This window comes from Sulfurimonas autotrophica DSM 16294, from assembly GCF_000147355.1.
Classification (GTDB): Bacteria; Campylobacterota; Campylobacteria; order Campylobacterales; family Sulfurimonadaceae; genus Sulfurimonas; species Sulfurimonas autotrophica.
Genome location: NC_014506.1, coordinates 1,679,302 through 1,698,442 on the forward strand (window position 1 = coordinate 1,679,302; position 19,141 = coordinate 1,698,442).

Sequence of the window (19,141 nt, forward strand, 5' to 3'; positions counted from 1 at the left end):
AAAAAGGATATTTATGGATATATCGCTCTCTTCATGGATGATGATTGCCTTTGTTTTAGCACTTATAGTAAGTATATGGAAAGTCTACAAATTCATGCCAAGTAAGGCTTTGCATGATGATGACACAACGCCTCAGGCACAAACAGAGTTAATAGGTTTGATTTTAAAAATTATTAAAGGAAGCAATGGAGAACTCACAGAAAAAGAATTAATTGAGATGGTGACACAGCATGAAGATTTTGATGTCGAACACTTTTGGAGGTTTAACGAAAACAAACTCAAGCAGCTTTTACATATACATTATATAAAAAATCCCGATACAAAAAGTATCAAGGATATTCATAAAAAACTCAATACTTAGTTTCTATCCATCGCATTTAAGTCTTTATAGGCTTGAATCACACGCTCGACCAAGTTCTCTTGACCTGCACGAAGCCATTTTCTAGGATCATAATATTTTTTATTCGGTTTATCTTCGCCTTGGGGGTTTCCGATTTGGCTTTGAAGATAATCGTGATATTTTTCTACATATTTGCGAACACCGTCCCATGTTGCCCATTGAGTATCGGTATCTATATTCATTTTCACAACACCGTACCCGATGGCTTCGCTTATTTCAGAAGGAAGTGACCCTGAACCACCGTGAAATACAAAATTTACAGGTTCTTCTTCTGTATGGAATTTCTCTTGAATATATTTTTGTGAATTATCTAAAATTTTAGGCGTCAACTGTACATTACCCGGTTTATAAACACCGTGCACGTTTCCAAACGAAGCTGCTATAGTAAAGTTTGAAGAAATTTCACTCAATTCTTTATACGCGAGTGCGACTTCTTCTGGCTGCGTGTATAAAAGAGCATTGTCAATGTTCGTATTGTCAACACCGTCTTCTTCTCCGCCTGTACAGCCGAGTTCTATCTCAATACTCATACCGATTTTACTCATTCTCTCCAAATAAGCCTTACATGTACCAATATTTTCATTTAAAGACTCTTCGGAGAGGTCAAGCATGTGAGAAGAAAAAAGCGGTTTACCCTGTGTTTTATAATAACTCTCACCTGCTTCAAGCAGAGCATTTATCCATGGAAGCAGTTTCTTCGATGCATGATCCGTATGTAAAATAACGGCAACACCGTATGCTTCTGCCATCATATGTGTATGAATCGCACCGGCAACAGCACCGACAATCGCCGCTTTTTCACCGTCATTATTCAAACCTTTCCCTGCATAATAAGAAGCACCGCCGTTACTAAACTGTATAATAACAGGAGAATTAGCTTTTGCGGCAGCTTCTAAAACACCGTTGACGGAGTCTGTATTTACCACATTAACGGCAGGTATGGCAAAGCCGACCTTTTTAGCATGTTCATATACCTTTAAAACATCATCACCGAAAAGAACTCCAGGTTTAACAATATCCAATACACCATTACTCATAATAATTCCCTACATAATTTTTGAAATTATAATATATAGTTCATTTAAAAGAACTTTATGCTAAAATCATACACCAAAGGATTTTGAGAATGAGTAGCAAAACAGAAATTAATACAGATATTGTTCTCATAGATATTATTAATTTTTCTATACTCACCACAAAACAGCAGCTTGAAATCATCAACTTTTTAACACGTAGTTACAAAAAGATTATTGAGCGGATACTAGAGAATGCAAAACTTCCACTGAGCGAACTGATATTGGGCTATATTCCCACTGGTGACGGCTTTTATTGCATACTCACACCAAAGTTCAGAGGCTATGGAACAATTCTTGGACTGAGTTTTAATCATTTTTCAGAACAAATTTCAAAAAAATTTTCTTATTTTCAAGGCTTACGTATAGCTGCTCATACAGGGAAAATCAACCAGTTTACAGATATTTTAGGGCATAAAAATTTTATAGGAACAGGACTTAACGACTGTGCCCGATATTTAGAGCTTAAAGACTTCAATATTTCAACGGTAATGATTTCTGATGAGGCATATTACAACTTTCAGCGCTTCATAACTGTGCACAAAGAGTATAATCAACTACTCATAGAAAGAGAGTTCAAAAAATCACCGCTTTACAGATTTAAAGACAAACACAACAATGAAAAGAAGGGATACCGTGTATGGCTGAGAAAATCGGGTATAATTATCCCTCCAATTTATAAATTTTAAACAAGCATTAAAGAAAGGAAGATGAATGAAACTGACACTTGATGAGTATTCAAAAAAATTCAAAATGTCAAAAGAGATGATTAATTCCAAACTTCGTACCAAAAAACTAAACTATATTGTTGAAGATGATACTGTCTATATAATCGTTCCTGATGAAGTCCCCCAAAAACAGGCACAGCCATCATCTCCAAGTAAATCACCGGCAAAACCAAGAACAACAGTTGCAATGGTTTTATCATTGTATCAAAAAGAGAACCTGCAGCTCAAAGCTAAAATTGTACAGCTAGAAGAAAAAATAGACAAACTTATAGATGACAAAGAGCAAATGCTTCGCGATGAGATGAGTAAAATAGAAAAAGTCTATAGTACAAAAGATGAACAGTTAAAACAAGTTCTAGAACTGCTTAACACAAAACTTCTTGCCCAAAGTACAAATACCGTGCATGATGTTGAACCTTTACCTCAAACGCAAAAAGCAATAGATGTAGAAGAGGAAAATAAGATTGTCGAGCTCAAAAGCTACCTTAAAACACTTGAGTTAGAACCTTACCAGAGAAAAATCATTAAAAAAAGATTTTTGGCAGTTTATGACAGTGATGTCAGAGTAATCAAACAAAATGGTAAGCTCTACCTTGATTTTGCCAAATATGATTACAGCGATTTACTCGAGTATTAAATAATGCCAAAAATAGAAAATAAAATCATAAAAACGAGGTATATAGCAGAAGCATTAAATATTTTTGCAGAAGAAAATCTTATTTCTCCATCAGAATGTGATTTCCTTATTAATAAGGTTGACACTTATATAAAAAGTAATGCGACCGAATCTTTTGAACTCTACAGCAAAGATGTACAAAAGAGTTATATGGACAAAGAAAGAATCCTTAATGAACATATCGAGTTTCATCAGCTCTATACTATTACAGCTATGCAAAGAGAGAAAACAGAACTAGAACTTGAGTATACTATTGATTATTCAAAATACTCCACCCATCCTACGCTCATTTTATCACCAGATTCAAAAATTCCTTACAAAACATATAAGCCCATTGATTTGTTGAAAAAACTTTTTAGAGAGTTCAATAAGATTAAGGCATATCATCAAATACTCATCAACATATTTGATGAAGATATGAAAAAGTATCTGAAACTTTTAGTAAAATACATCTATGCGGGAAAATTTATCAAACGAGTAAAAATTCCGCTCTTTAACGGTATAACCCCTCTTATCACACGCCCAAGCAAACTTATATTTTGGTTTCAAGAAAAAGAGCATAAGAGCGAAGTGGTTGAAGTAGAAGAGAATGAAGTACTTGTTGAGTACAAAAAACCTATTTACGGGCAGAACGGATTGAATGCTTTTGGGGAGTATATAGATACAGCTTTTGCCAATAATGTAGATGATTTACAGGCTAGAGTTGATGAAAACTCTATTAAAATCGAAGAAAATACAACAACAAAACGCTATATTAGTAAAATACGCGGTTATATACATTATGACGGCAAAGAATTACTTGTTGATAACCGCATTAAAATTAGTGAAATTTCAAGACATAGAGACCTCGTCGATGACTTGGAGGATAATAATATTGAAGTTGTAGTCACACAACATGATACAAATCGAGATACAATCAAAGAGGGAGTCATTCTTGTTTCAGAAAGAATACATGTAGATGGTTTTGTCGGTGCAAAGAGTCGTCTCGAAGCTGTAACACTGGAAATTGATGGTGCCACACACCAAGATTCCATACAATATGCAAAATATGCAAGCGTTAACAGACATAAAGGCACGCTAAGATGCCATGAAGGAAAAATAAAACTCCTTGAAGGCGGTGTCGTTTATGCGACCACTGTGGATATTGAATCTTCTATAGGCGGCGCAGTATATGCACAAGATGTCACTATAGGGCATGTTAAAAACAATTTGAAGGTTTATGCTTCAAATTCGATTACCGTGCGCCTTGTAAGCGGAGAAGATAACCTGTTTAAAATCAATTACCGCGATATCCCAATATTAGAGAGTAAAATAAAATTTATAGAGAGTGATCTTGAAGATCTTAAATATAAGCTGGAAGAAGCAAAAAGACACAGCCTAAGCAGAGTTGAAGAATTAAAAAAAGAGATCCAATCTCTAAAAAATGAAAAAAAAGCAATACAAAACTCCTACAAAAACGCCACTATTACTGTAAAAGAACCTTTTAGAGGTCTCAACAATATTGTATTTACAATAGATGAATCTCATGAAATATCATATAAAACAGATGCACAATTCTACACTCCTTTTTATCTTGAGATGAAAGAAAATATCATCACCCTCCATCCTGTCGCAAAATCAATAGTCATAGAAGAATAAGTAAAAATATTTTTATTTTTCTATATATTGGAACAAACTATAGTAATTTTATACGGAAAACCGTGTATAATATATTGTTTACATTGTAATATATAGTTAAAATTTTATATTTAACACTATATATAATATATAACATACTATATTTGAACATTTATATTAAATAAAATGTATATTTAAGTATTAAATCCGTATAATCTTGCTTATGCAAATTAATGATTTATTTAATATCTTACATAACTCAATAGAGTCTCAAAATAATGGGAAAAAAATTTCCCTTAAAGATATGGCAAAAAGTCTAGGGATTTCTATGCGCACATATCAAGACTGGAAACTGGGGCGTGCAAAACCTCAGGCGGCTGCAACCGTTATGAAGATGTTAGGTAAATTGGATGATGATGAAATCATTAGAGCTGTAAGAAAAATCAATAAGTTAGAGGAGTAGCGTAATGGGTGTACTGACTAAAAATGAAAGGGATGGTCTTGAAGATGTGTTTTTATCTATACATACATCAACAAATAAATACAAAAAAATTAAAGATTTATCAGCTTTAATTATGACGCATGAAACTACTCTGAATTTCAAAAAGCTCTTAAAACAGGCTAAATATGGACTAAAAGAAACAAAAATATCACAATTTCTACTAAAATACAGCAAAAAGAAGAAAAATTTAAGCAAATAAACTATAAAGTATCTCTAGCTGAATTATTTCAGGGCAAATCTTAATCCAAGGGTAAATTTATGAATAAAGCACAATTCGTTGAATTAGTACAAGAGCACGGGAACTACAAAACTAAGGTAGAAGCTGAAAATGCAATCAAAGCTTTTACTGAAGCGGTAATCGAAGCATTAGTAAAAGGGGAAGATGTTTCTCTAGTAGGTTTTGGTAGTTTTGCAGCAGCACTACAAAAAGGTAAAACTGGTAAAGTTCCAGGTACTGATAAAACTTATACTACTCAAGATAAAATGGTTCCTAAATTTAAAGCTGGTAAAGGTCTTAAAGACCGCGTTGCAGCTGGTAAATAATCATTCAAGAGTATTACTTGTAATAGGTAGTACTCTTTTGATCTTTCTATTCCCCTCAATTTTTCAATAAAATACTCATTTTATATATAAAACCAAATACACTTGATATACTATACAATATAAATTTGCATACAAAAATTAAAGGAAATTCAATGAAAGTAACAAAAAGTGAAGATGAATGGGAAAAAGAACTCAGTCCAGAAGCTTTTTACATCTGTCGTCAACATGGAACTGAAGCACCGTTTTCTGGAAAATTTTACGATAATAAAAAGGATGGTACCTACAAATGTATTTGTTGTGGTGCCCCGCTTTTTGAATCAACTACAAAATTTGACTCAGGAACAGGCTGGCCAAGCTATTACGAAGCAATAGAGGGTGCTGTTACTGAGATTAAAGATATGTCTCACGGTATGATTCGAACAGAAGTGAGATGCAGTAGCTGTGATGCCCATTTAGGACATCTTTTTCCTGACGGTCCCGAACCTACCGGTATGCGCTACTGCATCAACTCTGTATGTTTAAACTTTAAAGAGGAAGAATAAGGAGCTTATTATGAAACGAATTTTACTTGCATTATTATTACTATGCTCAACTGCACTTTTTGCAGGAGAAAATAACCCGCATGTTATTTTGCAAACAAACCAAGGAAATATAGAACTTGAACTTTTTCCTAACGTTGCACCTTTAGCGGTTGAAAATTTCATGACTCATGTAAAAGAGGGCTATTACAATGGTGTGGCATTTCACAGGATTATCCATAATTTTATGATTCAAGGCGGTGATCCGACTGAGAGCGGCAGAGGCGGTGAAAGTATCTGGCATAAAGACTTTAAAGATGAATTCAAAGCAAATCTTATTTTTGACAAACCAGGTATTTTGGCAATGGCAAACAGAGGACCAAATACAAACGGCAGTCAATTTTTCATTACAACGGCTCCAACACCTTGGCTCAATGGCGGATATACAATTTTTGGAAAAGTTGTAGATCAAAAATCTATGCAGACTTTAGAAAAGTTAAATAATGTAGCCACTTCGGGACATTCTGGTGGAGATAGACCCCTTGAACGTCAAGAGATTATAAAAGCCTATATAAAAGATAAATAATGGAAATACAAACAATAAAAAAACTTGAAGATGAAGCTCTAAAAAGAAACGGACCTGATTTTGTACGATTAGGACTTGCTCTTTTTTTCCTCGTTGCAATTTCAACATATACTATTTTAAGTAACGGAGAAGTTTCCAATAATCTTTTCCTCTCCATTGCAGCACTCATCGGTGCTTATATGGCAATGAACATCGGCGCCAATGATGTAGCAAATAATGTTGGTCCTGCCGTTGGTTCACGCGCAATGACTATGACAATGGCTATTGTAATAGCGGCTGTATTTGAAGCAGCCGGGGCTCTTATCGCAGGCGGAGAAGTTGTAAAAACCATTAAAAAAGGCATAATTGACATTTCTGCTTTTGGCGGCAATCCTGATCCTTTTATATGGGCAATGATGGCTGCACTTTTAGCGGGTGCTTTATGGCTGAACTTTGCTACAATGATGAAAGCGCCTGTCTCAACTACACACTCTATTGTCGGAGGTGTTATGGGTGCAGGAATTGCAGCTGCCGGCTTTAGTATCGTTTCTTGGAGCACAATGGCTAAAATTGCTGCTTCATGGGTTATATCCCCTGTTTTAGGCGGAATTATTGCAGCACTCTTTTTGCTTGCTATTAAAAAATCTATTGTTTTTAAAGATGATAAAATTCAAGCAGCACAAAAATATGTCCCTCTTTTTGTAGCCATTATGTCGTGGGCTTTTATAACATATATTGTACTCAAAGGCCTTAAAAAAGTATGGCCGCAGGTTGTTGAGACTTTAAATATACTGCCTCTCATCTACATAGAAGTAACACATAAGCCGACATTTTCAACGGCTCTTGTTTTAGGGTTTATTATCTCTATTCCTGTTTATTTTGCAGTAAGAAAAAAATTAAATGCAAAGCATACTGTGATAGAAAACTCTAGAGAATCTGTCAACACACTTTTTACCATTCCTCTTATATTTGCAGCAGGACTTTTAAGTTTTGCACATGGAGCAAATGACGTTGCAAACGCAATCGGTCCGCTTGCTGCCATTAACGATGCCATTGTAAACGGAGGCATATCTACAAAAGCAAGTATTCCTTTATGGGTTATGGGTGTCGGAGCTTTTGGTATTGCCATCGGTCTTGCGCTCTATGGTTCAAAGCTTATCCGTACAGTCGGCAGTGAAATAACAGAACTTGACCAGATTAGAGCCTTTTGTATAGCTATGGCTGCTTCTATCACTGTGATTATTGCTTCACAACTCGGACTGCCTGTAAGTTCGACACATATCGCCATAGGTGGTGTCTTTGGTGTCGGATTTTTACGAGAGTATCTACACAGGGACATTCCAACTGTAACGATAGAAGAAGACACAGATGCTTTACATGACGAGAAAAAAGTACTGAATTCATATAAAGACAATGCAAAGTCATTAGAAACAAAAAGCGAAAAGAGTGAAGCTGATTATAAGCAGCTTGTAGCACTGTATGAAAACATAAAAGAGCAGGAAAAGCTCATAAAAGCGACCAAAAAACATATCAAAAGAATTAAAAAAGTTGAATATGTAAAAAGAGATGCTATTAAAAAAATTATAGCCGCCTGGATAGTAACAGTTCCTGCCGCTGCCGTACTTGCTGCAATGCTTTACTTTATGATTAGAGGGATAATGCTCTAAAGACTTTGAGTGCCTGAACATGTTCAAACACGTCATGCACTCTTAAAATTGAAGCACCGTTTTTGAGTGCTTCAAGGTGAAGGGCTAATGTGCCGGCAAGTCTTTGTTCTACATCAGAGGGACTGATTTTGTTTATCATGGACTTTCTGGATGCTCCGACTAAAAGCGGCTTTTGCAGTGTTAAAAAATGCTCAAGATTTTTCAACAGTACAAGATTGTTCTCAAGTGTTTTTCCAAAGCCTATCCCAACATCAAGAATAATATCTTTAATACCGAAACTCTCAGCTTTTTGCACTCTTTCATCAAAAAAATCATAGACCTCACTCAAAATATTATCATAATGCGGATTTTTCTGCATCGTCTGCGGATTACCCTGCATATGCATTATCACAGCTGCCGCATCATATGATGCACAAAGCCTGCAGACCTCATCATTTTGTAAACCTGTAATGTCATTAATAATTGTAAAACCACTTTCTAGTGCATTTTGCAGTACTTGAGGCTCATAACTGTCACAGCTAAATTTCACTTTTTCATAAAGTTTTTCTTTCTTTATGAGCGCCAAAAGAGGTTCTATTCTGGCCAACTCTTCTTCCACACTCACTACAGGAGCATTTGGCCTGGAAGATACAGCTCCAATATCTATAATCGTTGCACCCTTTTCTATCATTTGCTCTATACTTTGTATTGCATCTCTATCTTTAAATCTACTTCTGGCATAAAAACTGTCATCATTTGCATTGATAATACCCATAATATCAATAGATTCAGGCTTTTGTATTTGTATAAACTCTTTTAATTTTTTCGCCAGTTCTTTGAGTGCAAAAGGCTGTGCCAACTCCTTTTTTGCCAAAGTTCTTAACTGTTTTGTGTTTGCTATTAATATACAGTCAACTCTTGGTTTTGCCGCAACAACTGTCCCGCGAGGCACTGCCAAATCAGCACCAATAGAGAGCGCATCCTGTTTTAAAATATTTGCAGCTCCTACATGTAAGTCATGTATATAAAGAATATGTGTAGTCGCTTTAGATGCTAAAATATTGATACCGCCCTCATCAACACCGAGCTTTTTGAGCTGCTCTTTTATATTGATGTCATTCGATAATTTTTCTACTTGCATTATCGCTCCTGTGCAAAGCTCATCAACAGCATTGCTAAAACACTTTGCGGACGTGAGTTTAAATCAAGCAAGCGGTAAGCTTTGTCAAAGTTATCTAACTGCGAGGGTGTCAGTATTAGCTTATCAACTACGGTAGCACGATAAAAAAGAGCCTCAACTAAAAGTTTTGCCTGCATTTTACCGACTCTGGCATGTGTTTTTAAAAATGCAAACACCTCTTTATAATCAAGTCGTGAAAGTTTAATATCTAAGTCCATATTGGCATGATGGAACTCTGTTTTTAAAATTGGCAGACGTGAACGTACAGTTGGGAGTAAATTAGATTTTGTCGGAGAAATAATAATAAACTCAATATTTTTTGGCGGTTCTTCTAAAAGTTTTAAGAGAGAGTTTTGAGCTACATCTGTAAACTCAGAAGCTCCAATAATAATATACTTCGTTTGTGATTCACTAATATATGCCTCAGCAGTAACAAGTTTTGCATGCTCTATTTTAAAGTTGTCTTCTACAAATTTTACTACTCTAAAACCATGTAACTCATTTTCAAGTTTTTCAACTGCGGCTTCAACCTCACTTGCTATAAGGATATGCCCCTTCATTGAGTTATGAGCTTGCATCAACCTCTCCAAACATTGCTGCATTCAGTGAAGCATCAAAGAGTTTGTAGAGCTGTAAAAGTTTAATATCCAAATCTGTATCATAAGATTTAAGTGTAAAAGCATTATTGAAATCTTCATCAAAAATCCAAAAATAGCTCTCATCTTTTCTTTTAGCTATATCACTACGTTTGTCATCACCTTTACCGATATACCAAAAGAAATAATCATCTTTATAAGAAAGAGAAATCATATCATCTATAATATCTATTATTTCTCCACCACTTACACTGTTGTAATGTGTGTAAATGTTGTCAATACTGATAATGGGAATAAGCGGTCGCTCTAAAAGCAGTCCGTTTATAGAACTTAATATATAATTTTCAAACCATTTTCGTTTTTCATCAGTAATTAAAATAATTGTTTTACCGTTGAGAATTTGTTCTAATGCAAATGCCGTTGTTTTAGACCATTCAAAGCGGTACTCTTCAAGCCAGCTAAGACTGCCGCCCTCTTCTCTTATCGCATCTAAGCTCCATTGTGCAAAATCCGGCATATGAGTGCTTATTTGTCTAACTCATAAGTATTATGAAGACTGCGTACAGCAAGTTCCGCATATTTTTCATCAATTACCATAGAAACTTTTATTTCTGAAGTTGAAATCATATTGATATTAATATTTTCTTTTGCCATCGTTGAAAATGCCTGTGCAGCAACGCCTGCATGCGATTTCATACCAACACCTACGACAGAAACTTTACAAATATCTTCATTATAAGAATCATCTTTGATTTCACCGCTTTTGACAAATGTATCTACGACACTTTTTGCATCATGTAAGTCACCAACAGGTACTGTAAAGTCAATGTTTGTTGTGTCATCAACCGCTTTGTTTTGAATAATCATATCGACATTGACTTCAGCATCCGCTAATGCATTAAAAATATCAGAGGCTATGCCCGGTCTGTCTTTGACACCCATTAAAGAGATACGTGCTTGGTTTCTGTCTAAAGCAATTCCGCTTACTAATGGTTTTTCCATAATATTTTCTTCCTTTGTAATTAATGTTCCCTCTTCATCGCAAAAACTGCTTCTTGTCACTAAGTTTACATCTAACTTTTTTGCCAGTTCTACTGAACGGTTTTGCAATACTTTTGCTCCTAAAGATGCTAGCTCAAGCATCTCGTCATAAGAAATCTTTTCCAATTTCTTCGCTTTTGGCTCTATACGGGGATCCGTAGTAAAAATTCCCGTTACATCTGTATATATTTCGCATAAATCAGCCTTTAGGGCACCGGCGATGGCTACAGCAGACAAATCACTTCCTCCGCGTCCGAGCGTTGTAACATCACCATTTTCATTAACGCCTTGAAAACCTGCTACGACGACAACTTTCCCCTCTTTTAAAACATTTTTCATTGATTGCGGATTTATCTCTTCAATACGCGCTTTTGTATGATGCTTGTCTGTCACAATTCCGGCTTTTCTTCCTGTCATTGCCTCAGCATCAATACCCATTTCCTGCAACGCAATAGAAAGAAGAGCCGCAGTTACACGCTCTCCCGAGCTTAAAAGCATATCCATTTCAGCCCGGGCAGGATTTGTTGAAAAATGCTCAGCAAAACCTACAAGTTTATTTGTTTCACCGCTCATAGCTGAAACAACTACTACAACATCATTTCCCGCTTTTCTTGTTGCCGCTACACGATTTGCCACGTTTTGTATACGCTCTAAATCACCAACACTTGTTCCACCGAATTTTTGAACTATTAACATCTACAACAGCCCCTCTTTCTTAAAATAATTTATAACTTTTTCATACACAGGCTGCTTAAAATGTGCCGTATAATCTAAAACACTTTCTATATTTACAAACTTGTAATCTATAAACTCAGGATGTTTTGTATCAAGATTTATTTTTGCATCTTTTGATAATTTAAGCAGAAAATATTTTTGCGTCTGCCCTTTATACGGCTTCATTTTAGTTGCGATTTTAGGAGGAAAATCATAAGAAACCCATTGGGGGTATTCTGCAATTATTTCCGCTGCATCTGTACCTATTTCTTCTTCCATCTCACGAAAAAGTGCTTCATGAACTTCTTCACCTTCGTCAATGCCTCCTTGCGGGAACTGCCAGATATCCGTAAGATCATTTCTCTGCGCAATAAAAATATCTTTTTTTTGCGGATACTCACTTGAGACTATTATCATTGCAACATTAGGACGGTATATTTCTTCTTTACTCATGTAAGCACCTGTATTTTTTAAACTTCTTGCAAAATTTTATTATCGCGATTATACAAAAATAGCCATTAAAATAAGTTTATCCGGTTATAATTTTACTATGTTAGTTTATATTCATATCCCTTTTTGCGATTCTAAATGCTCCTACTGTGCTTTCAACTCTTATGTAGATAAATTTCATCTCAAAGAAAAGTACATGCAGGCACTCAAAAAACAGCTCCAACATGAGCTCCTGAGATTTCAAGCTAAAAAAGAGACGATTGAAACTGTATTTATAGGAGGCGGTACTCCTTCAACGGTTAATCCAAAACTTTATGAAGATATTTTTGCGCTACTCAACCCTTATCTAGTTCATAATGCCGAAATAACCAGTGAAGCCAACCCAAACTCCGCTACAAAAGAGTGGCTTGAAGGCATGAAAAAACTTGGCGTCAACCGTATCAGCTTTGGAACACAAACCTTTGACAAAGAAAAACTCAAACTCTTAAACAGAGCCCATACCCCGCAAATATCTATAGATGCTGTGCACAATGCTTCTCAAATTGGTTTTAAAAACATCTCATTAGACTTAATTTATGCTACTTTAGGCGACACAAAAGAGCTTCTGGCAAGCGATTTACATGTAGCCATGTCCTTGCCAATCAACCATATAAGTGCCTATGCTTTGATGATTGAAGAAGGAACTGCCTTTGAAAATCGTCCCCAAATGTCAAGCGAACAGCTCTCTCTTACAAAATGGTTATTTCAAAAAATCCAAAAATATGGGTTTAAACAGTATGAGATAAGTAACTTTGGAACCTATCAATCACTCCATAATCTCGGCTACTGGAAATATAAAGACTATATAGGTGCAGGTGCCGGAGCAGTCGGCAAGTTAGGTCTTATGAGATTTTATCCGCAAACCGATATAGAAACATATATAGATAATCCCTTAAAAATTCAAGAAGAGATGTTAAGCCAAGAAGATAAAAGACTTGAACAGATATTTTTAGGTCTGCGCTCAGTTGTCGGTATAAATCAAGATATATTGAATACCCAGGAACTCAAAAAAGCAGAAATTTTGCTTGATGAACAAAAATTAAAGCTTGAAAATAATATTTTATACAATGAAGATTATCTTTTAGCAGATGAGATTGCATTATTTTTGACCTCTTGAAGAATTTTTAATCAATCTTTAGATAAAATCACACAATCAATAAAATATGAAGGCTTAACATGTTCGGTATGGGTTTTACAGAAATGCTCTTAATAGCAGTTATTGCTATCCTTTTTCTAGGTCCTGATAAACTGCCTAGTACGATGATAGAAATTGCTAAATTTTTTAAAAATGTCAAAAGTACAATAGGAAACGTAAAAGATTCTCTCGAAGAAGAGATGAATTTAAGTGAAATAAAGCAAGAAGCACTCGCTTATAAACAAGAGCTTCTCAATGCAAGTGAAAGTTTACATAAAGTGACAGATATTCCAGCAGAAGCCGGCGCAAAACTCACAAGCTTAACTGATGATATTCTAGCAGATGATGATGCCAAAAAAGAGCCGAAAAAAGAGTCAAAAGAGCCTCAAGAAGTAACTTTTAAGAAAAAACCAAAAGAAGAAAAAATAGATAAGAAAGAAGAAGAAAATAAAGATGTTTGATGAATTAAGACCACACCTTGTAGAACTCCGAAAAAGGCTGGCTATATCAGCTGCAAGTTTAATAGTCATGTTTTTTGTCATGTTTTACTTTCATGAACCTATACTTACATGGATGGTGCAACCACTCAATGATGCACTTACAGAAGTTGGTAAAGTGTCAGTTAATGCGGCAAACGGTATGATCACCACCTCTCAAGTCGGCGGTGCATTTTTTGTAGCATTAAAAGTTTCATTTTTTGCGGCCATATTAGGTGCACTACCAATTATACTCTCGCAAATTTGGTTTTTCATTGCTCCTGGTCTTTATGCGCATGAAAAAAAAATGGTTTTTCCTTTTGTTGCAGGAGGAACAATCATGTTTCTTGTGGGTGTCCTCTTTGCCTACTATGTCGTAACACCTTTTGGATTTGATTTTCTCATAACCTTTGGTTCTTTTAAATTCACCCCGCTTATTAATATTGAAGATTATGTAGGGTTTTTTACAAAAATCATGTTTGGTTTTGGTCTTGCTTTTGAACTGCCTGTTTTTGCCTACTTTTTAGCACTTCTTGGTCTTGTTGATGACAGACAAATGACATCATTTTTCAAATATGCCATTGTTATTATTTTTATTGTTGCGGCACTTTTAACTCCACCGGATGTACTTACACAACTTCTGATGGCAGGTCCGCTTGTTATACTTTATCTGCTTTCTATTTTAATAGTGAAAATGGTGAATCCTGCAGCGCCTATTGAAGATGAAGAAAATGAAGATGAAGATGAAGAAGAAGATGAAAACAATCTCAAAGTTGAACATCACGAAGATTATGACGAACTTGTAGATGACGGGAAAAAAGGTGAGTAACAAAGAGTTACTCACTTCAAGCTATGACTTCACACTTCCAGATGAGCTTATAGCCAGTTATCCTGCCTCGCCCCGCGACCATGCCAAACTTTTGGTATATGACAGAGCTACAGACACTATTACACATACTTTTTTTTATAACCTTGAAGAGTTTCTGCCTAAAGAGTGTGCTTTAATCTTTAATGATACCAAAGTTATAAAAGCGAGACTTTTTGGACAAAAACCAAGCGGCGGTAAAATTGAACTGCTTATAAACAGAGCGCTAAATGCATGTGATGTTAATGTTTATATACGAGGAAAAGTCAAAGCAGGCAGTGAAATATTTTTTGAAGATAATCTTAAAGCAAAAGTTACAAAACTAAATGATGACGGAAGTCGTGAAGTTAATTTTTATCAAAATGACACATTGCTGCGCTTTGAAGATTTACTCCCAATTATCGATAAAATCGGGCATATTCCGCTGCCTCCATATATTCAAAGAGCAGATGAAGATGAAGATGCAAATGAGTACCAGAGTGTATTTGCCTGCCAAGAAGGTGCCGTTGCCGCGCCGACTGCCTCGCTTCATTTCACACCAGCACAACACGAAAGAATTTGTAAAAACCATAAACATGCCTATGTCACGTTACATGTAGGAAGCGGAACATTTAAACCGGTTGAAGCTGATATCATCACCGAGCACCCTATGCACTCAGAATATTACGATATTTCGCCACAAGCTCAAGCAATTTTAGATTCTAACATCCCAATCGTCAGTGTCGGAACAACATCAACAAGAACCATAGAATTTTATGCAAGGCATAAAGAACAGACTAAAGGCGAAGCAAATCTTTTTTTACATCCAAATAACAAACCATTACGAGTAAATCACCTACTGACAAATTTTCATCTGCCAAAATCAACACTGCTTATGCTCGTTGCATCCTTTGTAGGTTTACAAAAAACTCAAGAGCTCTATGCTGAGGCGATAAAAGAAAAATATAGATTTTACTCTTACGGCGATGCGATGCTTATCCTTTAATTCATCTTAGACTGTATAAACTTTTGCATTTTTTATTTCTATTGTTCCATTGAGCTCTGCTTCAAAAATTTTTGACGGATACTTTTTCAAAGCTTCCTCATAGGTCGGATTACTTTGGCAGTAAAGTAAAAATGCATCTAAAATAGATTCTGAACTTTTGGGATGTGCAAATTTGGCGACAAAAGCATCCAAATCATAAATAGCTTTTGCTTTTCCTTGTAAGAGTAAATCATTGGTTGCTTCACTCTCGCCAATTCTATGTGCTAAGACATAAACTTCTTTTCCCATTTTAAGAGCATACTCAACACTGTGCATCGTTCCAGAATTAAAATCAGCATATGTTACTACAAGTACATCACCCAAAGCGACAACGACTTCATTGCGCAGAGGAAAATTGTACTTTTGAGAAGGCGTACCTTCCTGAAACTGACTTAATACCAAACCACTTTTTTCAATATCTGCAATGATATTTTTATTAATTGAAGGATAGCGCTTGTCAAGTCCGGTTGCAGCGACCATTATTGTATTATGTGCACCAGCCGCTTTATGCGCAATTGCATCGACGCCAAGAGCACCGCCACTTACTATGCAAATACCCACCTGGGAAAGTTTCATGGAGAGTTTATGTGTTAATTCTCTTGCGTATTGATTTGGTTTTCGACTGCCTACGATTGCTACTTTCTTTTTGTACAACAAATCTGTGTTGCCTTTATAAAAAAGTACACTCGGATAGTGTTTCATAGCTTCTAGTTCAGATATATGAAATCTTATTTGTTCAATCATAAACTTAATATATTTTATTGACCTGAACTAATTCAACATCTTTGAATAAATCTTTTGATTCATACAAAGCTTGCAATGTATTTTTATGAGGGTGACCTATGGCAATGGCACTTCCATGAGATTTGGCAACAGCAATTGCTTTTTTAATTTGCTTTAATATGTATGGTTTGTCCATATGGTGATCTAAAAATACATCACGCGAAACATATTTCAAACCAAAGTTTTTCAACACTTTTGGTGCCATCGTTTTTGCTGTCGTTCTGCTATCAATAAAATGAATATGATTTGTATTAAGTGCAAAAATCAGCCTGTTCATTGCAACCTCATTTGCAGTAAACTTACTGCCCGTATGATTATTAATATATCCAACTTTTGGAAATAACTTTTTAATATCTTTAATTTTTGCAGAAATTTTTTGTTGAGAATCATATATACGTAGTGTATGCGGCTCCTCTGCACTAAAATGCATTGCTTCCATTGGTAAATGCACCATATAAAATTTTTCATGCGATGCCAGCTTTGCAGAATTCGGTCTTGCCGCACGCGGTGGAAGAAATGACATAGTAACATTAAGGTGTAAGCTTTTTACAGCTCTTACCTGCGAAGTAGTCTGCATATCATCTATAATAATAGCCAATTTTGGTTTTGATGTATAGATTTCTACTTTTTTTGCTTTCGCTTTAGGTGGATTTGCCAATGTTTCATCATCTATTTCATGTGCTGCTGAGGCATATGCTTTTGTCTCTTTTTTTAGTACTTCTTTAAGTCTTTTATTTACACTTACAGGAGCTTTTGGGATTTTAGCCGTTTTTTTCTCTTTTACAATCACTTTTTCTTTTACAATTGTTTTTGTTTTTTCATTATTGACTCCTAAATAATATCCTACTATCAAAGATGTCAATACAAGTGCTATGATCGCCAACGTCCATGCTGTATATTTTAATAAAGTGGAACTACTCTTTTTCTTTGTTCTTTTTTTTCTTTTTGCCATTAACTTTTCATCTTACTTTTAAATTTAGGGTTTTTAGAAGTGTCCTTTACTGAAACTATATCCTAAAAAAATAAAAATTTTGATTTTATTGCAATTTGTCATTAAAAGAACAAGAAAAAATACATGTGTTATTTTTAAGCAAAACTTATGTATAATTCCAAGTTCCTTTCTCTTTGTAATGTCAGAATTGACACTATATTCAGATCCGAAAGGGAAACAAAAGCCTAGAATTAGGCAATACCAAGAGGAGATCATACTATATGAGACACTACGAAAACTTAGTAATCGTAAAACCTACATTTACTGCAGAAGAAATCCAAGCTAGCATCAAAGCTGTTGAAGAAGTTATTACTTCAAACGGTGGAGAAATTGCAGCGACAAACGCTATGGGAATGAGAAAATTAGCATACCCAATTGATAAAAACGAACGTGGTTATTACTATGTAATCTACTATTCAGTAGCTCCGGCTGCAATCGCTGAAATTGAAAGACGTTTCCGTATCAACGAAGACCTTTTAAGATTTGTTACTATCAAATATGATTCAAACCGTGAAATAAAAGCATGGAATGGTTTTGTTGAAAAAGCAAACAAAGCACCTGAGGCTCCAAAAGCAGAAGAAGCTCCAAAAGCAGAAGAAGCTCCAAAAGCAGAAGAAGCTCCAAAAGCAGAAGAAGCTCCAAAAGTAGAAGAATCTCCAGCAACAGAAGCAGCAGCTGAGTAATAGCATTCGCTATAAATTGAAGGAAAATTTATGTTCAATAAAATAATTTTAGTTGGTAACTTGACACGCGATATCGAGCTTAGATACTCTCAAGGTGGAATGGGAATTGCAAAAACTGCAATTGCTACAAGCCGTAAATTCACCAGTAATGGAGAAAAAAAAGAGGAGGTCTGTTTTGTAGATATTACATTCTTCGGAAGAAGTGCCGAAGTTGCAAACCAATACCTCAGAAAAGGAAGCAAAATCCTTGTTGAGGGAAGATTAAACTTTGAACAATGGGTTGACCAAAATGGACAAAAAAGATCTAAACACTCTGTTATTGTAGAAACTATGCAAATGCTTGACTCCAAAGGGGACAACCAAGGCAGCGGTTACAATGCACCGGCACAAAACGGTGGATATAACGCACCTGCTCAGGGGGAGCCTCAAGGCTACCAACAACCTGCTCAACAACAGCAGCAAAGTTATCAGCCACAGCAACAACAAAATAGCTACAATAATAATCAAGCAGCGTCTCAGAGTCGTGAAATGCCAAGTAGCAACTCAATTCCTGAAATTGATATAGATGAAGATGAAATTCCATTTTAGAAAAAAATAGATACAAAGGTAATAACATGTCAGAAAAAAGAAAATACAAAAAAAGATATTGTAAATACTGTGAAGCAAAAGTTGACTTCATGGATTACAAAGAAGTAGCAAGTTTACGTTTTTCATTATCAGAAAGATATAAAATTATGCCACGTCGTTTAACAGGTAACTGTAAACGTCATCAAGATATGATTACAGTAGTAATTAAACGTGCTCGTGCAGCAGCTTTAGTTCCATACACTGTAAGTCGCAAGCAAGTTGTAACTGCACCATTTGAAAACCTAAGATAGGTCTTTTTCTTAAACCCC

Annotated in this window: 25 protein-coding genes; 17 read left to right on the forward strand and 8 right to left on the reverse strand. The window is 35.4% G+C overall.

Annotated elements, in window-relative coordinates; translation table 11 throughout:
* The first annotated feature begins 13 nt into the window (after positions 1-13).
* Positions 14-361, forward strand: coding sequence for a hypothetical protein (locus SAUT_RS08545; protein ID WP_013327485.1), 348 nt, complete (start codon positions 14-16; stop codon positions 359-361).
* On the opposite strand, the gene fbaA is transcribed toward SAUT_RS08545, so the two are convergent.
* Positions 358-1,437 carry a class II fructose-bisphosphate aldolase gene (gene fbaA, locus SAUT_RS08550; protein ID WP_013327486.1) on the reverse strand — a complete coding sequence of 360 codons (1,080 nt, stop codon included), beginning with the start codon at positions 1,435-1,437 and terminating at the stop codon, positions 358-360. The two genes, SAUT_RS08545 and fbaA, sit on opposite strands and share 4 nt — an antisense overlap.
* Positions 1,438-1,526: 89 nt before the next feature.
* Between fbaA and SAUT_RS08555 the strand changes: the two genes are divergently transcribed.
* From SAUT_RS08555 to SAUT_RS08595, 9 genes are all read left to right on the forward strand, one after another.
* Entirely contained in the window at positions 1,527-2,162 is a 636-nt protein-coding gene (locus SAUT_RS08555) for a hypothetical protein (protein ID WP_013327487.1), read from the forward strand.
* Between the two features lie 25 nt (positions 2,163-2,187).
* The gene (locus SAUT_RS08560; RefSeq protein ID WP_013327488.1) at positions 2,188-2,838 is read left to right on the forward strand and encodes a hypothetical protein; all 651 of its coding nucleotides are present in this window, start codon (positions 2,188-2,190) and stop codon (positions 2,836-2,838) included.
* Between the two features lie 3 nt (positions 2,839-2,841).
* Positions 2,842-4,515 carry a flagellar assembly protein A gene (locus SAUT_RS08565; protein ID WP_013327489.1) on the forward strand — a complete coding sequence of 558 codons (1,674 nt, stop codon included), beginning with the start codon at positions 2,842-2,844 and terminating at the stop codon, positions 4,513-4,515.
* Positions 4,516-4,717: 202 nt separating this feature from the next.
* Positions 4,718-4,957, forward strand: coding sequence for a helix-turn-helix domain-containing protein (locus SAUT_RS08570; RefSeq protein WP_013327490.1), 240 nt, complete (start codon positions 4,718-4,720; stop codon positions 4,955-4,957).
* Between the two features lie 4 nt (positions 4,958-4,961).
* Positions 4,962-5,195, forward strand: coding sequence for a hypothetical protein (locus SAUT_RS08575; protein WP_013327491.1), 234 nt, complete (start codon positions 4,962-4,964; stop codon positions 5,193-5,195).
* A 59-nt stretch (positions 5,196-5,254) separates the two neighbouring features.
* Positions 5,255-5,539, forward strand: coding sequence for an HU family DNA-binding protein (locus SAUT_RS08580; protein ID WP_013327492.1), 285 nt, complete (start codon positions 5,255-5,257; stop codon positions 5,537-5,539).
* Between the two features lie 152 nt (positions 5,540-5,691).
* Positions 5,692-6,081 (forward strand): peptide-methionine (R)-S-oxide reductase MsrB, encoded by a 390-nt coding sequence (msrB, locus tag SAUT_RS08585; RefSeq protein ID WP_013327493.1) that lies wholly within the window; start codon positions 5,692-5,694, stop codon positions 6,079-6,081.
* Between the two features lie 10 nt (positions 6,082-6,091).
* The gene (locus SAUT_RS08590) at positions 6,092-6,643 is read left to right on the forward strand and encodes a peptidylprolyl isomerase (RefSeq protein ID WP_013327494.1); all 552 of its coding nucleotides are present in this window, start codon (positions 6,092-6,094) and stop codon (positions 6,641-6,643) included.
* The gene (locus SAUT_RS08595) at positions 6,643-8,289 is read left to right on the forward strand and encodes an inorganic phosphate transporter (protein WP_013327495.1); all 1,647 of its coding nucleotides are present in this window, start codon (positions 6,643-6,645) and stop codon (positions 8,287-8,289) included. The genes SAUT_RS08590 and SAUT_RS08595 overlap by 1 nt, the downstream gene beginning before the upstream one ends.
* Here the strand turns inward: SAUT_RS08595 and folP are convergent.
* From folP to SAUT_RS08620, 5 genes are read right to left on the reverse strand one after another with little or no spacing between them, the layout of a single operon-like run.
* Positions 8,270-9,409, reverse strand: a complete 1,140-nt coding sequence (gene folP, locus SAUT_RS08600; RefSeq protein ID WP_013327496.1) for a dihydropteroate synthase — start codon at positions 9,407-9,409, stop codon at positions 8,270-8,272. The two genes, SAUT_RS08595 and folP, sit on opposite strands and share 20 nt — an antisense overlap.
* Positions 9,409-10,026, reverse strand: a complete 618-nt coding sequence (locus SAUT_RS08605) for a DNA polymerase III subunit delta' (protein ID WP_013327497.1) — start codon at positions 10,024-10,026, stop codon at positions 9,409-9,411. The genes folP and SAUT_RS08605 overlap by 1 nt, the downstream gene beginning before the upstream one ends.
* Complete coding sequence (locus tag SAUT_RS08610; RefSeq protein WP_013327498.1) at positions 10,013-10,561, reverse strand: HobA family DNA replication regulator; 549 nt, start codon at positions 10,559-10,561, stop codon at positions 10,013-10,015. The genes SAUT_RS08605 and SAUT_RS08610 overlap by 14 nt, the downstream gene beginning before the upstream one ends.
* Positions 10,562-10,569: 8 nt before the next feature.
* Positions 10,570-11,781: an aspartate kinase gene (locus tag SAUT_RS08615; RefSeq protein WP_013327499.1), complete on the reverse strand. Its 1,212-nt coding sequence runs from the start codon at positions 11,779-11,781 to the stop codon at positions 10,570-10,572.
* On the reverse strand, positions 11,782-12,252 hold the full coding sequence (locus tag SAUT_RS08620) for an RNA pyrophosphohydrolase (RefSeq protein ID WP_013327500.1): 471 nt from the start codon (positions 12,250-12,252) through the stop codon (positions 11,782-11,784).
* 97 nt (positions 12,253-12,349) lie between these two features.
* On the opposite strand from SAUT_RS08620, the gene hemW reads away from it, so the two are divergent.
* From hemW to queA, 4 genes are read left to right on the forward strand one after another with little or no spacing between them, the layout of a single operon-like run.
* On the forward strand, positions 12,350-13,405 hold the full coding sequence (hemW, locus tag SAUT_RS08625; protein ID WP_013327501.1) for a radical SAM family heme chaperone HemW: 1,056 nt from the start codon (positions 12,350-12,352) through the stop codon (positions 13,403-13,405).
* A gap of 59 nt (positions 13,406-13,464) precedes the next feature.
* A complete protein-coding gene (gene tatB, locus SAUT_RS08630) occupies positions 13,465-13,884 on the forward strand; it encodes a Sec-independent protein translocase protein TatB (RefSeq protein ID WP_013327502.1) in 420 nt (139 codons plus the stop codon).
* A complete protein-coding gene (tatC, locus tag SAUT_RS08635; RefSeq protein ID WP_013327503.1) occupies positions 13,877-14,728 on the forward strand; it encodes a twin-arginine translocase subunit TatC in 852 nt (283 codons plus the stop codon). Before tatB ends, tatC begins: the two co-directional genes overlap by 8 nt.
* On the forward strand, positions 14,721-15,749 hold the full coding sequence (queA, locus tag SAUT_RS08640; protein WP_013327504.1) for a tRNA preQ1(34) S-adenosylmethionine ribosyltransferase-isomerase QueA: 1,029 nt from the start codon (positions 14,721-14,723) through the stop codon (positions 15,747-15,749). The genes tatC and queA overlap by 8 nt, the downstream gene beginning before the upstream one ends.
* A gap of 6 nt (positions 15,750-15,755) precedes the next feature.
* Here the strand turns inward: queA and SAUT_RS08645 are convergent, their stop codons facing one another.
* The gene (locus SAUT_RS08645; protein ID WP_013327505.1) at positions 15,756-16,532 is read right to left on the reverse strand and encodes a DNA-processing protein DprA; all 777 of its coding nucleotides are present in this window, start codon (positions 16,530-16,532) and stop codon (positions 15,756-15,758) included.
* A 4-nt stretch (positions 16,533-16,536) separates the two neighbouring features.
* The gene (locus tag SAUT_RS08650; protein ID WP_013327506.1) at positions 16,537-17,523 is read right to left on the reverse strand and encodes a divergent polysaccharide deacetylase family protein; all 987 of its coding nucleotides are present in this window, start codon (positions 17,521-17,523) and stop codon (positions 16,537-16,539) included.
* A 260-nt stretch (positions 17,524-17,783) separates the two neighbouring features.
* Here SAUT_RS08650 and rpsF point away from each other — a divergent pair, with 260 nt between their 5' ends.
* From rpsF to rpsR, 3 genes are read left to right on the forward strand one after another with little or no spacing between them, the layout of a single operon-like run.
* Positions 17,784-18,245 carry a 30S ribosomal protein S6 gene (rpsF, locus tag SAUT_RS08655; protein ID WP_013327507.1) on the forward strand — a complete coding sequence of 154 codons (462 nt, stop codon included), beginning with the start codon at positions 17,784-17,786 and terminating at the stop codon, positions 18,243-18,245.
* Between the two features lie 30 nt (positions 18,246-18,275).
* Positions 18,276-18,833, forward strand: a complete 558-nt coding sequence (locus tag SAUT_RS08660) for a single-stranded DNA-binding protein (protein WP_013327508.1) — start codon at positions 18,276-18,278, stop codon at positions 18,831-18,833.
* A 26-nt stretch (positions 18,834-18,859) separates the two neighbouring features.
* Positions 18,860-19,123, forward strand: coding sequence for a 30S ribosomal protein S18 (rpsR, locus tag SAUT_RS08665; RefSeq protein WP_013327509.1), 264 nt, complete (start codon positions 18,860-18,862; stop codon positions 19,121-19,123).
* The last annotated feature ends 18 nt before the right edge of the window (positions 19,124-19,141 follow it).